Origin of the sequence: Methylophilus sp. 14 (assembly GCF_015354345.1) — a bacterium.
In the GTDB taxonomy this organism is placed as follows: Bacteria; Pseudomonadota; Gammaproteobacteria; order Burkholderiales; family Methylophilaceae; genus Methylophilus.
Genome location: NZ_JADKYS010000002.1, coordinates 439,111 through 453,796, shown reverse-complemented (window position 1 = coordinate 453,796; position 14,686 = coordinate 439,111). Strand labels below are relative to the sequence as shown.

At 49.7% G+C, this 14,686-nt stretch carries 16 protein-coding genes; 5 read left to right on the top strand and 11 right to left on the bottom strand.

The annotated features are described in order from the left end of the window. The first annotated feature begins 275 nt into the window (after positions 1–275). Together INP78_RS07440 and INP78_RS07435 are read left to right on the top strand one after the other, a co-directional pair. Positions 276–1,649, top strand: a complete 1,374-nt coding sequence (locus tag INP78_RS07440) for a histidine kinase (protein ID WP_194741532.1) — start codon at positions 276–278, stop codon at positions 1,647–1,649. A gap of 56 nt (positions 1,650–1,705) precedes the next feature. Beyond that, entirely contained in the window at positions 1,706–2,338 is a 633-nt protein-coding gene (locus tag INP78_RS07435; RefSeq protein ID WP_194741531.1) for a response regulator transcription factor, read from the top strand. Positions 2,339–2,485: 147 nt separating this feature from the next. Here the strand turns inward: INP78_RS07435 and INP78_RS07430 are convergent, their stop codons facing one another. Genes INP78_RS07430 through INP78_RS07420 form a run of 3 tightly spaced genes read right to left on the bottom strand, consistent with a single transcriptional unit; the run spans position 2,486 to position 4,663 of the window. Then, a complete protein-coding gene (locus INP78_RS07430) occupies positions 2,486–3,361 on the bottom strand; it encodes an alpha/beta fold hydrolase (protein WP_228522734.1) in 876 nt (291 codons plus the stop codon). Positions 3,362–3,363: 2 nt separating this feature from the next. Next, positions 3,364–3,984 carry a LexA family transcriptional regulator gene (locus INP78_RS07425; RefSeq protein WP_194741530.1) on the bottom strand — a complete coding sequence of 207 codons (621 nt, stop codon included), beginning with the start codon at positions 3,982–3,984 and terminating at the stop codon, positions 3,364–3,366. A 55-nt stretch (positions 3,985–4,039) separates the two neighbouring features. Continuing rightward, the gene (locus INP78_RS07420; RefSeq protein ID WP_194741529.1) at positions 4,040–4,663 is read right to left on the bottom strand and encodes a hypothetical protein; all 624 of its coding nucleotides are present in this window, start codon (positions 4,661–4,663) and stop codon (positions 4,040–4,042) included. A gap of 140 nt (positions 4,664–4,803) precedes the next feature. Between INP78_RS07420 and INP78_RS07415 the strand changes: the two genes are divergently transcribed. Both INP78_RS07415 and INP78_RS07410 read left to right on the top strand, forming a co-directional pair. Then, positions 4,804–4,956 (top strand): PEP-CTERM sorting domain-containing protein, encoded by a 153-nt coding sequence (locus INP78_RS07415; RefSeq protein WP_194741528.1) that lies wholly within the window; start codon positions 4,804–4,806, stop codon positions 4,954–4,956. 199 nt (positions 4,957–5,155) lie between these two features. Then, positions 5,156–7,267, top strand: coding sequence for a hypothetical protein (locus tag INP78_RS07410; RefSeq protein ID WP_194741527.1), 2,112 nt, complete (start codon positions 5,156–5,158; stop codon positions 7,265–7,267). Positions 7,268–7,384: 117 nt separating this feature from the next. Here the strand turns inward: INP78_RS07410 and INP78_RS07405 are convergent, their stop codons facing one another. Next, positions 7,385–7,759 (bottom strand): DsrE family protein, encoded by a 375-nt coding sequence (locus tag INP78_RS07405; protein ID WP_194741526.1) that lies wholly within the window; start codon positions 7,757–7,759, stop codon positions 7,385–7,387. A gap of 110 nt (positions 7,760–7,869) precedes the next feature. Beyond that, a complete protein-coding gene (locus INP78_RS07400) occupies positions 7,870–8,757 on the bottom strand; it encodes a LysR family transcriptional regulator (protein ID WP_228522733.1) in 888 nt (295 codons plus the stop codon). 150 nt (positions 8,758–8,907) lie between these two features. On the opposite strand from INP78_RS07400, the gene INP78_RS07395 reads away from it, so the two are divergent. Then, on the top strand, positions 8,908–9,543 hold the full coding sequence (locus INP78_RS07395) for a pyridoxamine 5'-phosphate oxidase family protein (protein WP_194741525.1): 636 nt from the start codon (positions 8,908–8,910) through the stop codon (positions 9,541–9,543). Between the two features lie 82 nt (positions 9,544–9,625). Here the strand turns inward: INP78_RS07395 and INP78_RS07390 are convergent, their stop codons facing one another. The 6 genes from INP78_RS07390 to INP78_RS07360 form a co-directional block, all read right to left on the bottom strand. Further along, positions 9,626–10,003: a DUF6232 family protein gene (locus INP78_RS07390; RefSeq protein ID WP_194741524.1), complete on the bottom strand. Its 378-nt coding sequence runs from the start codon at positions 10,001–10,003 to the stop codon at positions 9,626–9,628. A 126-nt stretch (positions 10,004–10,129) separates the two neighbouring features. Further along, complete coding sequence (locus INP78_RS14540) at positions 10,130–12,028, bottom strand: PAS domain S-box protein (protein WP_228522732.1); 1,899 nt, start codon at positions 12,026–12,028, stop codon at positions 10,130–10,132. Positions 12,029–12,204: 176 nt separating this feature from the next. Continuing rightward, the gene (locus tag INP78_RS07375; RefSeq protein WP_228522731.1) at positions 12,205–12,549 is read right to left on the bottom strand and encodes a c-type cytochrome; all 345 of its coding nucleotides are present in this window, start codon (positions 12,547–12,549) and stop codon (positions 12,205–12,207) included. A 107-nt stretch (positions 12,550–12,656) separates the two neighbouring features. Beyond that, the gene (napH, locus tag INP78_RS07370) at positions 12,657–13,505 is read right to left on the bottom strand and encodes a quinol dehydrogenase ferredoxin subunit NapH (protein WP_194741522.1); all 849 of its coding nucleotides are present in this window, start codon (positions 13,503–13,505) and stop codon (positions 12,657–12,659) included. A gap of 4 nt (positions 13,506–13,509) precedes the next feature. Continuing rightward, on the bottom strand, positions 13,510–14,190 hold the full coding sequence (gene napG, locus INP78_RS07365; RefSeq protein ID WP_194741521.1) for a ferredoxin-type protein NapG: 681 nt from the start codon (positions 14,188–14,190) through the stop codon (positions 13,510–13,512). Continuing rightward, entirely contained in the window at positions 14,147–14,671 is a 525-nt protein-coding gene (locus INP78_RS07360) for a methylamine utilization protein (protein ID WP_228522730.1), read from the bottom strand. The genes napG and INP78_RS07360 overlap by 44 nt, the downstream gene beginning before the upstream one ends. Between the last annotated feature and the right edge of the window lie 15 nt (positions 14,672–14,686).

The window sequence follows — 14,686 nt, the reverse complement described above, 5'->3', positions numbered from 1 at the left end:
GGATTGAGATGAGTTCCCGCAAGGAGTTGGGAATTATTCACTGACATACCGGGAATGAATGCGTAATGACAACTGCGCTTAAAAGACTCGCAGAAGTGAACATTACCCCTCGTTTAAGAGCGCCGGCGTTGAGAGACAAGGCAGCTATTATTATTTTTGCAGATGATTAATAACGGGAATTTTTCACATCACACGGATGATTGTTGTGGTCTATAGTTTCAATGCCTAAATGGATGCATCCGTGCATTCCGCTGCCTAAACTATTAGATATCAATATGCGAACTCCATTGATTCATGCTTTCAGGAAATATGAAAACTTAAGCCATTCTGGCAAAGATAGCCTAGCTGTTGTTTTAGGTGTCATATTGGCATATAGCATTTCTTTATATTTCAACCTATCCGAAGAACTCAATCATTGGTTTGCTGGATATGAAAGTGTGCAGCTAGATGAAATTCCATTTCCCCTCTTTGTGTATGCATTGCTGAGCGTTTGGTTTAGCCGAAGACGCATGCAGGAAATTCGGGCCGAGATCCAACGACGCAAACAAACCGAAGCGCAACTGAGCAACAGCCAGCAGTTGTACAAAACACTTTTTGATGGTGACCTGACAGGAAATGTTGTTCTTGATATAAACGGCAATATCGGCATGCACAATCGTGCATTTCATCGGATCTGCGGTCCGGTTCATCAAGACCTGAGTGCGTGCCATTTGTTTTCTTTTGACTGGCCGACTTTTGTTTTACAGCTTATCCAGCATAAAGAAATCAATTTTAATAAACTCAAGGTTCAGCGCCCCGACCATCGGCCTTGCTTCGTAGAGGCCCGCTTTGTCTATGTTCTGGGTGCAACGGAAACTGATCAGGCCCAAATTCATGCTTACTTAGTCGATATGACCGAGCAATACACCATTGAGCTTGATCTGGAACGCACGCTAAAAGAGAACCGCGTGCTTGCTCGCCATGCAATTCTGGTTCAGGAGCAGGAGCGCAAATATATCGCCAGCGAAATTCATGATGAAACTGGGCAATACCTGACTGCTATTCGTATGGACGTCATGGCGTTACAAAAAAGCAGCCCCGAACAGGCAAACGCGATTGCGGCCAGAATTGCATCCAACACGCAGCATGTCCAACAATCAATTAGGGCGTTAATCAAGCATTTACGTCCACCATCCCTTGACTCACTTGGCTTGATAGGCGCAGTAGAGCTATTGATCAATGACTGGAGGAAGTTGAATCCCTTTGTAATCTGCCATGCAGAAATGCACGCCGATAAAGAGAGATTAAATGATGATATCAATATCGTCGCTTATCGGATCATTCAAGAAGGATTAACGAATATTACAAAGCATGCCGAGGCAAGCGAGATTTCTATTGCCATCACAGTCATTAGCCAAAGCGCCCCTGCCCTGCAAATCGAGATTCGTGACGATGGTAAAGGGATGGATACCTCGCAATCATTCGATGGCATAGGGTTAGTCGGCATGCGAGAACGCATTCAATCATTAAAAGGTGACTTCAAGCTTGCGAGCAGTGCCGAGGTTGGCACTGTCATCACAGCATCGATCCCCCTCGAAACGTCAGTAAAATCGCCAACTGAACAAGCGCATTCTGATGAACAACAACTCTCAATTGTTGATAACCCCTAACCATTTAACGCCAATATAGAGATACGCACGGTACCCCATAAAACGTTGAGAAACTTATGCCCAAAATTATGATCGCAGATGACCATGCCATGCTTAGACAAGGTTTACGTACCCTGCTTGAGCAAGCGAATTACCAGGTCACGCCAGACGCAACCAATGGCGAGGAAGCATGCTCCTTAGTAGAGAAAAATAAACCCGACATGCTGATTCTGGACCTCGATATGCCAGGTATCGGCGGCCTGGAAACGTTAAAGCGCCTTCTCACGCGCAAACCTCAAATGCGTATTTTAGTTTTTAGCATGCACGATGATTGCATTTATGCCACTAGAGCCATTCAAGCAGGTGCTCGTGGCTATGTCACTAAAACTGAACCGCCTGAAACCGTACTTGAGGCTGTTGAAAAGGTTTTAAATGGCGGTAGATATCTCAATAATGATATTGCGCAAAGTATCTCTATGAGCCATTTTGAGAAGCAAGAAAATCCCATCCAAAAACTTTCACCGAGGGAGTTTGAGATTTTTCGTCGCGTAGCTAACGGAGAGAAATTACCAGCCGTTGCCAAAGCAATGCATATTGGATACAAAACCGCAGCCAACATTCAGACGACTGTACGACAGAAATTAGATGTTGAAACTACAGGTCAGTTGGTACATATTGCCGTTCGCCATGGCATTATCAAAGGCCTTTAGTTTTCACGTGCATGTCATAGAGCGATGCAAAATCTTAAGAAGATTTGAAATAAAACTGCTTCGTCAGCACAAGGACATAATTGCCGGAGATTTTCTAAAACTTGAACAAATAAGGGAAAACAATTCTTCATCATAACTCATCCAACCCTAATAGGCGCGTGCCACGTGGGCAGAAAATCTGCTTGGTGTTTCCATATGTCGTGGCGTAGTTGATTTAGGCTTTAAGAACGCATCAATCGCCGCCGCCAAACGTTCAGGTTCATCATATGGCAGCCCGTGTCCAACATCAGGAATGAGCTTGTATTGCAGGTCTGGGTTGAGGGCATGCAGCTCACGGGCAGTTTCGGCAGAGACGATACCTTCGCTGCCCAGTACCAGTAACGTTGGCACGTAAATATTACGTACCAACTCATCAAACTCCGGGTGCGGCGGGATCAGCACATCGAAAGCACGCGGATTGGTGCGGAATCTGGCTTGAACAATATGCTCCAGCATCTCAGATGAACGATACCGATATTTGGCTTTAGCTTCTTTAAACAACTCTGATTTGCTGGAGCGTAATATATGGCGGTGCTGTTTAACCGCTTCACGCTCATCCAGTTGGCCCTGCCACTCAGGGCTGATGAATGTCGGGTCGGCCAGCACGATGCCTTCAATCGCAAAGCCTAAGCGGCTGGCAACCATGGCGGCGGTCATGCCGCCCATTGAGTGGCCGAGCAGGTAAGGTGATTGAATATCTAGCGTTCTGATCAGTTCGATCACGTCATTGGCGTGGTCTTGATAGGTGTATCCATGCAGTGGGGCACTCGACTGACCATGGCCGCGTGCATCTGGCATGATGATGTCGTAGTGGTCTTCAAGCTCACGCGCCAGTTGCGACCAGCAGGCGCCACTGCCAGTGAGGCCATGCAGCGCGATCAGGGTGGGCTTGTTGCCACCGGTTCTTAAATAATGAATATTGATGCCGTTGGCGCGGCACACGGTATCAGTCCAGTTGGCAGAAATAATGTTTTTACGTGTCATGATTAAAACTTTCTGAAAGATCCGGTGACGACGCCCCAGATGGCAAACTGCATCTGGCCTTGAATGAGGATGGGGGCGTATTTGCCTGAGGAGTTGGCGGGTAATAGTTTGGGTTTACCGTCTTTTTGTTTGGCCAGGGTTTTGACCGTAAACTCGCCATCAATCATGGCGAGCACAATATCGCCTACCGCGGCGACCTTGTCTTTTTCTACAATGGCTTTGTCGCCTGGCATGAGGCCCACTTCAATCATGGACTCACCCTGTATGGTGACAAAAAAGGTTTTGTCGGCCTTGTTGATCAGGTATTCGTTGGGATCCATCGCTGAGCCAATATGGTCATCGGCGGGTGATGGCAAGCCAGCGGGGACTTTAGACTCAAACAGTGGAAAACTCAGGTTGATGAGGTCTTCTGATAGCTGTATGAACTCGTCTACACTATCCAGGCTCTCTTTTAACTCACTCAGCCTTTGCTTTCTGGCATAGGCTTCGAGAAAGCTGGCAATCACCGGCTTTTGACTATCTGGCACGCGGATGACACTGGTATTTTCTTTATACGTGCCTGTGCCAGCCTTGCGTCCTGAGCCGGGTTTTCTAGCGGATTTTATGGGGTCATCGTTTTGCATGGTTTTTATTGTAACATTAAAATTATTTTATTGTTACAATAAAAACCGCATCATGCTACGGTGTGGTTAATGCAGGCTTTTCGCCATCCTGTATACATTTTTTGGTATGGTGCACCATGGTGCCATCCATTAATTGCGTAGTTTCTTTGCCCACACGGCAGTTTTTCTCAGCGTCCCACGTCCACACATTTGCGTAGATTTCTGTATAACTGTTACGGTCCCAACCGTACATGGCTTCATGACCATTTGCAGCGGCACTGCCAGACTCTTTAAGCTTTAAATAGCCATTCAGCTTCTTATCCATCACCTCTACCATGCTGGCACCATTGGTATGCCAAATGGGCTTGGTCACTTTGCTTTTTGCTTTAAACAGCCACAGTGGACACTCATCTCCACCACACAGACACATACGTGCAGGCTTAACCAGGTAGGCTTTGGTTGAGGCATTCAAACTCACCAATTGCGCTTCAAATAGATCCAGCGCTTTGATCTCATGACAGGCAGCTAGCTGATTGCCACCCAGTTCATTCGACACGTAGGCGATGATAGGCCCAGGCACAGGCACAGGCGCCCTGAATGCTTCTTTGGCATTGAACTCTTCAGCCATCGCCATGGTGGCAAATAGCCATGACGAAAGTATCAAAATGGAACGCAGGACAGTCATCGTTTTAGTAGTCATCAGTGTTTAATCTCTCGCTTTTACCCGCCGCGATAATAACAGCATAAGCATTAAAGGTTTAGTGAAAAGGTGACGTTAATGCTATGATGCGCGCCCCTTTGCGGGATTAAGCATACATAAAAACAGAAGGGATAATATAGATGCTAAAAAAAATGATTCCACTTGCAGGCCTGGTAGCCTCACTTGGCGCCCACGCGACATCAACCACGGTTGCAGTACCAGAACCTGAAAGCGTCAGCTTGGTATTATTAGGTTTGGGCCTAATCGGCTGGATTGTGATTCGCAGAAAATAACCCTGTGCCAACCGCACCAAACTACGCCTGAAGCCCCACTCCATGTGGGGCTTTTTGCTCTTACAAACGGCTCATTGAGCGTGGATTGACCGTACCAGCCAATTTAAATTGACGGCGACATAAATCACGTCAATTTAAACAATCAATTGCTTGCAGATTGGTTATTATCATGTCTTAACGTTTAAAAAAGAAAAATAATATGAACAAACTGATTGGATTAGCGCTGCTCGTCATCGGTATTGCCATCGGATGGCAGCTCGACATGCATCTCAGTACCGTCGAAAAAGTGAATATTGCTTTTCCGCCCAGGCCTGAAGTCAGGATTCAGCTCGAAACCATGACAGCGTTGATTCCGTCTGATGACCCATCACTGGCATCATTCAAAAGCGCGTATGAATCCAAGCTAACGCTCAGGGCACTGACTTGTACCCAAGCCACGCCTATCGGCCGCTTTGACTCTGTCAACGACATCAAAAAACAAGCCATAGACCGTGATTGCCTGAAAGAACAAGATGACCAGCTACTGGCGCTGATTGGGATCAAGATCGTCGGTCTCCGGCTGGCACAGCCGCCATTACGGCCGCTGGTCAAACTCGGTCCACCAACAGTGATTCATGGCACGGAGAATGCTGAAACTTACACGGGGAAATCCGCCTCACAGGCAGGCGTGGTCGTGCTGAGAGGCACTCGTAGTGAGTTTACTTCTGTCGAAATTCCAAGTGGCAAAAAAATTGCGAGTTTGCCGACCATCCCCGAAGCCTCTCACACCAATTACGCCGTCTCGCCCAATGGCAGAGTGCTTGCCATTGCCGTTAACAATAGAGACCTGCGGTTTATCGATAACGAAACCGGACAGGATCTATGGTTAGCGAGAGACGTCGGACAACTGTATGCCTGGCTACCAGAAATGCAAGCGGTCCTGGTGCAAGACAATAAAAGTGGCCCCGGCAATGGCGGCGTCTTGCTGATCGACTTTAAAACAGGGACCAGCAAACCCTATGCAGTCCCCCTGAGAAATCAGTCCTGGGCATTACACTTAAGTGCGTCGCCGTCTCGACTGCTGATTGGCTCTTATAAGGAGTTTTCACTCATTGAAAACACGCGCACCGCTGAAGGGGTCAATGCCTCTGTTGTCAAAGAGTTTAGAATCAAGTCGCCATTCGCCAGTGTCAGCTCACTGACGCCAACGGCGATGCTGGATGGCCAGGCGATTGTATTTGTGACAGGCCGCGATTTCATGTTGTTTAACCTGGAAACCCGGGAAGAAAGGCTATGGGAGTCTCATGAAGTCATTGGAAACAATTATGCCAAATGGAGTGAGGAGTCTATTTTAGTGGATGGTTATAGCCAGCCAAACACCGGCACCACCAAACCATTTATTTTCAATGTCAAAGACGCCACCTTGTCACCCGTTGAAACGGCAGAGGGTAATCAGGGGATTATCTATGAATTAAACGGACGGACCGGATTTATGCGCAGGTCTCACCAAAAGGTCTGGGTAGGTGACGAGCTGCAAGCAGGCACGCCTGAGTCACTGGACGACATGATTATCGGACGCAAACTTGAACGACAATTGCAGGCATTGGAACAAGAGGAACGGTTATCCAAGGCCAGGCTGGAAGCATTGAAAATGGGGCAAGACATGAATCGTGCACCCCGTCCTATGTACCCATACAACGCCACAACTATGTCACAAGACATATTAATCAGAAGGCAGCTAGAACGAGGCTATTATCCCAATACCGTGCGCATGTCGCCAGCGATGTCACCTGCGGCAGAAGCACCGGCAGCAGAGGCACCTGCCATGGCGCCTGCGCCAATGCCTAGCCCTCTGATACAAAGTGCGCCAATACAAAACCCTCCAAGCTATAGCGCGGCGGCAAATGAGCTGCGCAAGCAAGCAATCACCAATACCACATCCCGTATGTTAGGGGCTATTCCGAGTAACGCGAGAGTAGAGGCTGTCGGCGTCTATGAAGCAAAAGATCGCTCTTCAAGCGGGGTCAATATCATGATCAAAAAATCGGACCAGCCGATTGTATTAATGCTGAGTGCTTATGAACCGGTGCGCTGGAATTTAATGAAAGAACCAGGGGCTAACTTGGTGGCGGTCATTGCCAGTGGATATCACCTGCCAGAGGTCACTGGTGCGGGAGCGACCAAGACAGTCATTAAACGCGGGGAGTATGCTTACCAGCAAAATAGCGCTGGCTATGCGGCCCTCAATAACGAAGCCATGCTGTGGACAGGCAAACCCATTAGCAAATTTCAAGGTATTTACGGCGGCACCGTGTTTATTGTGGGCAACTGAAAACACCTCGCCCCCATTGAAAGCGCCTTTACCCGGGGCTTACAGCGATAGATTAAGCTTCGTCAACGTTGTGGCTAGCAACACTACCGTGGCTGCTAGCCACAACGAAGTACCAGATCAAAAACTGAACACGCTATAACCACCGCTGGATAACTGGGCAATGCTTGGCAAACCAGACGTGCCCGGAACACTGTTATCGGTGACCAGATGAAAGCCATTCAGCTCCGCATCTTCACGCGCGCCAAATACATCCGCACATCCACATGAAACGCCGACGACCACATCGGAGACTGCCGCGTAAAGTTGGTATAGCGGATGACCAACTTTGGTGACATGGCTGACCCAGCGCGTGCCCGTGCCTTGAAAATAAATCGCGACGTCTATGTTTTTCTGCTTGAAGTCGTAAGCGGCGGCTAGGCCATTAAATGCGCGGCCTAGCGCTTCTTCACCGCCGTATGTTGGGTCTGAAAAAATGATGATGGCTGCTTTCATGTGGTTCTCCTTTGATCAGGTAATGTCGTGATTGACACCTGAATTTTAGGAGCGGAAAGCAGCTGGAAAAACGACCCAGAGAGAAATGGATTGTTTCGCTGGGCGTAATATCATTTGGGATTTAAAGTTGGCTGAAGACGTAAATACTCCACCATCTCATCGATAAAACGACGGACTTTGGAAGAACCTAATTTGTCTTCCCGGTGCACCACATGCACGGGCCATGGCGCTTCTTCAAATGGCTCAAGGATCAGTCGCAAGGCATCCCGATCTACCTCGTTCCATATTTGATATGACAGCAGGCGCGCGATGCCTAGCCCACCTGTGGCAGCAGCTAAAGCCGCATCATTGCTGGTGACAGTCAGGCGCGGATCCATCTTGACCAATAAAGGTTCGCCATCGGATTGAAAGCGCCATTCGGTATGCGGTGAAACGGCACTTGAGGCGATAATGGCATGCTTGGACAAGTCAGCAGGCAATTGCGGCGTACCAAATTTTTCGAGATAAGCCGGCGATGCGCATAGCACGCGTCTGACCTGCCCTACTTTAATGGCCCGCAACCCGGAGTCAGGCAAGTGCCCGATACGGATGGCCACATCCATGCCTTCATCTACAAGATTGGTGACGCGGTCGACTAAATGCGCAATCATTTTGACCTGCGGATAACGTTGCATGTAATCAATCATGCAGGGCATGACAAACAGACGCCCGAACATCACTGGCGCGGTGATGGAAAGCGTGCCGCGTGGTGAGGCGTTACTGTCTGCGACCGCTTCATTGGCCTCTGCAATACTGGCCAAAATAGCCCGCACATTGTCGTAATACTGGCGGCCCGCATCGGTGAAACGCACATTACGTGTCGTTCTTTGTAATAACCTGGCGCCTAATTGTTCTTCCAGCGCCACAATCGCACGCGTCACTGCGGCCGGGGAAATATCCAGTTTGCGTGAGGCAGCGGCAAACCCGCCCTCTTCGGCAACACTCGCAAATACCCTCATTAAGTGAAACTGGTCGATGGTCTTTCTCCCATTACATTCTCCTGGCGAAATAATGTATTGCGGCTAGCCCTGATTTTCTCCTCTGCATTATTGACTAAAATTTGGCCATGAGTAAACAGCGCCATGAGTAAACAGCGCAAGGAGAAAATCATGACTGTTCATTTAGCCTCAACCTTAGTATCCCCTAGCGACATCGTGTTCACCCCTGCAGTCAAAGCCAGGCAGGAAGCATATGGCTCAAGAGCAGGTTATGCGAAATTCGAGAGCACACGTGGCTGGGAATCTCGCGTGACACCTGTCCTGGCCGAGTTTATTGCCGAACAGACCAGCATGTATATGGCCACAGCCAATGCCCAGGGCCAGCCTTATATGCAACACCGCGGCGGCCCGCAGGGGTTTTTGCATGTGCTCGACGAGCAAACGCTGGCCTTTGCCGATTATGCGGGTAACAAGCAATACATCACCGCGGGCAACCTGGATGAAAACCCGAAAGCGCAGTTGTTTTTGATGGATTATGCCCATGCGCAGCGTGTCAAAATCTGGGGTGAAGCCAAGATTGTGACGGGCGACCAGGACTTAATTGCACGTGTTTCTTCGCCGGATTATGCTGCCAGGGTAGAACGTGTGATTGTGTTTACGATCAAGGCCTGGGATGCAAATTGCCCTAAACATATCCCGAGGCTGGTTAAAGTGGAGGATGTACTACCAGCAATTCAGGAGCGTGATCAAAAAATTGCAGACTTGGAAGCGCGACTGAAAGAGCTAGAGAGAAAGCTTTTGAGGTAAAAAAAGGGGAACCGACACAAGCTGGAGTGCATGGTTGAATGGCGGTCGCAGCCATTCAACCACTGCAAACAGGCACATGCGCTTACCTGCTATCACCTCGTAAAGCAATCGCCACATTCAAAGCCGTCAGCACATTCTCTGCATCCAGGCTGCTTTCGCTGATGAGAGCCTGATGTTCGCCTGCTGGCGTATGAATCACAATGGAATATCTGGGGGACGCCAGGAACCACAGCACGCCGCCATAGATGATGGAAAACACCCCAATCAGCGGCAAACTGCCACTGCCAAACAACAGCGCCAGCCCGCCCAAAATACACACACGGGCAAAGCCTAGCTGCGGTTTGAGCACTCTGCGCTCTATTGTGGTGACATTATGTATGGCAATGGTTTTACCGTTAACAATAAAGCGACTATTGCTGACGCTCACGCCCTGATGGCTGAAATAAATGGCTTCTTCCATCGCGCATCTCCATTGTGATCAACGGATTAAATGCTAACACAATACACTCAATAATTAACCATTAATAACAATTAATAGTTAGAGGTCTGACGAGATATGTATCACTAAACAACAGCCAAGCACAGATTACGTTGTCTCCACCATAAATACGCCATTCTTGCCGTTCTTTTTGGCGGTATACATGGCTTTGTCCGCTTGTCGGATCAGCTCGTTGGGTTGCGTCTCCGGTGAGTGTTCACTCGTATAATAGGCAATGCCGATGCTGACGGTGATGTTTAAGGTGATCTGATTAAAATGAAACGGCTCAGAAATCGCACGCAGCACTTTTTCTGCAATCCTGTTCGCGTCGGCAACCTGGCCTACCCCCTCCAGCACAATGATGAACTCATCACCGGCATAACGGGCAACCATGTCAGACTGGCGCGTGGACTTGTCTATCCTGTTGGCCACTTCGCGCAACAGCATGTCGCCCACATTGTGGCCATAGGTATCATTCACCCCTTTGAAACCATCCAGGTCAACAAACAAAATAGACAGCGTGGTTTGATTGGCTTTGGCACGCTGCACGGCAATCGGCAAAATCTCCTCCAGTTTGCGTCGGTTAGGCAGGCCGGTTAACGGGTCATTGCGGGCTTCGTTTTTCAGTAGGCTTTCGAGTTGTTTTCTGTCGGTAATATCGCGCAAAAACGAGGTGAACAGGATTTGCTCATTGATCTCCAGCACGTTCACTTGCAGCTCAATCGGGATACGCACGCCATCCTTCCTGATCGCCTCCAGCTCTATGCGCTTGCCCATCATGTCAGATTTCTTTTCCAGTGCGAACCGCCGCATGCCAGCCCGATGCGCCTGCTGCAACTCATTCGGGATAATCAGTTTATCCAGCTTGCGGCCGATCGCCTCTTCATCGCCCCAGCCAAAAATACGCTCAGCCTGCTTGTTCCAGGCTTTGACGATACCGTCAGCATCCATGCATACATAAGCATCGTTGGCATTATCCAGAATGGTGCGCAGCTCTAGCTCTGCGTTTTGCAACAACTGTTCCGAAGCCGTTTTTTCCTGATAGGCTGCCAGCATGGCCTTGTTTGCCTGCTTGAGCTCTTCGGTACGCTGGCTCACTTTATCCTCCAGCGTTTTACGCAGCAATGTCAGCGCGATTTCTGTCTCTTTGGCGCTTTGAATATCTTTAACAATCGCCACAAAGTAATCCAGCCCACCTGTAGCGGTGAGTTGCTTGGTCACGGTCAGCTCCACCCAAACCACGGTGCCGTCTTGTTTAATATATCTTTTTTCGAGCTGATAGCGGTCTAACTTGCCAGCGACTAATTGATCCAGCAGGTTTAAATCGGTGTTTAAATCCTCAGGCAAGGTAATATCCTGAAACGTCAGCGTCAATAAATCCGCCCTGGAATAACCAACAATGCGGCACAACTCTTCGTTCACTTCTAGCCAGCTGCCGTTTGGCTTGACCATGGCAATGCCGATGGCCGCATTTTCAAACAGGGTTTTAAACTTGCTTTCGGAGCTTTGAATCGATTGCTTAGCTTCCAGCATGCGCTCACGGAACTGCAGTTCCCGTGTGGCAAGATGCGCCAGGTCATTCAGTGCCGCCAACTCCCTGTCAGTGAGTTTTTTGGGCTTTTCATCAATCACGCATAGTGTGCCGAGTGCATAACCTTCCAGGCTTTTGATCGGGATCCCGGCATAAAAACGGATATTGGGCGCATTCAATACCAGTGGATTATTGGCAAAGCGTTCGTCAGTCAGCGCGTTTTCTACTATTAGCTGCTCACCGCTTTCAACGGCATGCGTGCAAAAAGAAATGTCGCGCGCGGTTTCTGACACCTCAAGCCCATGCTTGGATTTAAACCATTGCCGATGTTCATCCACCAGTGAAATCAGGGAGATCGACGTCTCAAGAATCGTTGAGGCAACGCGGGTAATGGTGTCGAAAAAATCTTCAGGCTCAGAGTCGAGCAACCCTAACGCGTAGAGTTTTTCCAATCGTCGCTGTTCATCATTCAACATTTTTTGCGCCTATATATTGTTCGGTATTCAATATCAAAAATAACGTCATACAAACAAAAAAATTAACGCTTCTTAGCTAAAAATCATGGTTTATTGGCTGAAAAACAGACTCGCGTCAGCCACAGGCATAAAAAAACGGGGCAAAAGCCCCGTCAGGATGGAGATCAACCATTTTCTTATAAAGAAGTAATCCACTGCACCACTTCTTTGAATTCGTCATCGCTCAACTTGCCCGCATTGGGCGGCATAGGCAACACACCCCAGTTACCGCGGCCGCCGGTTTTAATCTTTTCGATTAGTGTTGCTTGCACATCCTGGCCTTTATATTTGGCAGACACATCCTTAAATGCCGGGCCGACCTTGCGGCTATCGACGTTATGACAAGCCAGACAGCCACCTTTGTCGGCCAGTGCTGCGCCATCCGCCCATGCGGCTTGTGAGGTCAAACCCAGCGCGGCAATAAACAGCAAGCTGGTCAGGCTAGACATGGGTAACCATGCATATTTTGATTGAGTGTTCATCATGAAATCCAGTGTATTTGGTAAGAGAATTCTAATAGTCAACGTGAGTGTTTGATGGCAAAAATCGGCATCACCTAACAGCCTTGTCATGCGCCTGAAACGGGCTGTTAGTCACTGCTGACGACGGGGATGCCTTTAAAGGCACTTGGTTTTTTAAAACTCAGGCTCATGGCGAGTGCGCCGGTGGAACACTGATCCAGGCAAGCCCCGCAGCGGGTGCAATCGCCATGCGTGACATACGCTGCTTTTTTAGAAACCACTGGTGCCAGCACATGCGGCTCAGGGCAGACTTTGATACATTCGGCACAGCCGTGACACGCGCCAGCCTGCGTGGCTTTGATGCGTAAACGGCCAACCCGCCCCAACTCGGAGTAAAACGCACCTACCGGGCAAATATGGCTGCACCAGCCACGCCGCGTGACAAAAATATCGAACAGGAAAATACTGGCCAACACGGTGGCACCGGCGACGGAACCCCACATCAGTTCACGCTGGAACAAGGTGATTGGGTTAATCGTCTCCCAGGCCAGGGTGCCGGAAAGCAACGACAGCAGTAGCGATAACACTAAAATCGCCACCCGCAGGTTCTTCGACAAGGTGTAATTGCTTTTGATATTGAGCTTTTGCCGCAGCCAATAAGAAAGGTCAGTCACCAGATTAATCGGGCACACCCAGCTGCAATAAATACGGCCGCCCAACAACAGGTAAAACCCGGCCACAATGACCACACCAATCAGGGCGGCCTTGCCCAACGGCGCCCCGGCAAACAACGATTGCAGCCAGATGTAAGGGTCAGTGAGGCCTATGCCAAACCAGACACTGGAAGACAGATTGCCTTGCGCAAAATAACCGCCTGCAGGCAGCTCGATAGCAAAAGCGGCAATAATCAGACACTGGACGATACGTCGGCTGAACAGCCAGCGATTGCGGTAAAACGTGGCTTGCAGGCTTCGCATAGCCTTACCAGCGACCTACCGATTGCGCGCCTTCAACACCTAAGCCCAACTCGCGCGGCAACACGCGGATAGCCGCTTCTGACAGCACACAGTGTTTTTCGCAGGTGCCACAGCCGGTGCATTTGCTGCTATCGACGGTAGGAATCTGCAATACGCCGCGTTCGTTTTTAATCGGCTTGAGCGAAATCGCCTCACCAATAATGGGGCAGACGCGTACGCAAATGCTGCAGGTCAGGCCTTTGTAATTGAGGCATGTCTCATGCCCAACCAATACCGCCACACCCATATCGGCTTTTTTAATATCAGTCAGCAGCGGGCTCAACGCCCCTGTCGGGCAGGCGCGCGCGCATGGGATATCCGGGCACATGCGGCAAGGGTCCGTGCGGCCAACAAAATAAGGCGTACCGGTCGGCGCCGGGTCACTCCAGCTCGCCAGGTGCAAAATATCATAGGGGCAAGCTTCTACGCACAAGCCACAGCGGATACAGGCGGCATTGAACTCTGGCTCAGGCAAGGCGCCTGGCGGCCTGAGCACGCTGGCCGCGCGCGCCGGACTGGAATCGAGCACCGCTTTACCAAACATGGTAATGACGGTAGCCGCCCCTAACTGGCGGAACATCTTGCGAAAAACTTTACGCCGCTCAGGCTCGGCGATTTCTGCTGCTACAGATGTTTTGTCGACCATCGAGAATCTCCTGACGCGTGAATTTTGGCAAAGCAGACTTTGCAGCTGAAGACGACGTGTTCGCTTCATTTATAAGCAGATTGGCGCGAATAATCGGATGTATCCAGCATTGCAGCACAAACTCACCTTTGGCATCGGCAGGCACCTGCCAATGCACCGTCGTACCCGGCGTTTGCACCCCCAGATTCACCATGGTGCCGTCCGGGTAAGTCACATAAATGCTGTGCGAAATATCCGAACGGTTGCGGATGGTGATGGTGTCGCCCGGTTGCGGTTCAAAATCCACAGGTGCAAACTCATGGTCAGACAGCGTCATGCGATGACTATGCGCAGGATCACTAGCAGACTGTTTCAATGGCGCGTGACTCGCCGCGCTACAGCTGGCGAGATAGAGTGCCAGCAATACCAGCAAGGCATACAGGCCTATCCAGGCGGACAGTTTGCGCGACGCGCTCATTAATCCAGGCAAAAACGTTTTCATCTACTTTGCTACCTT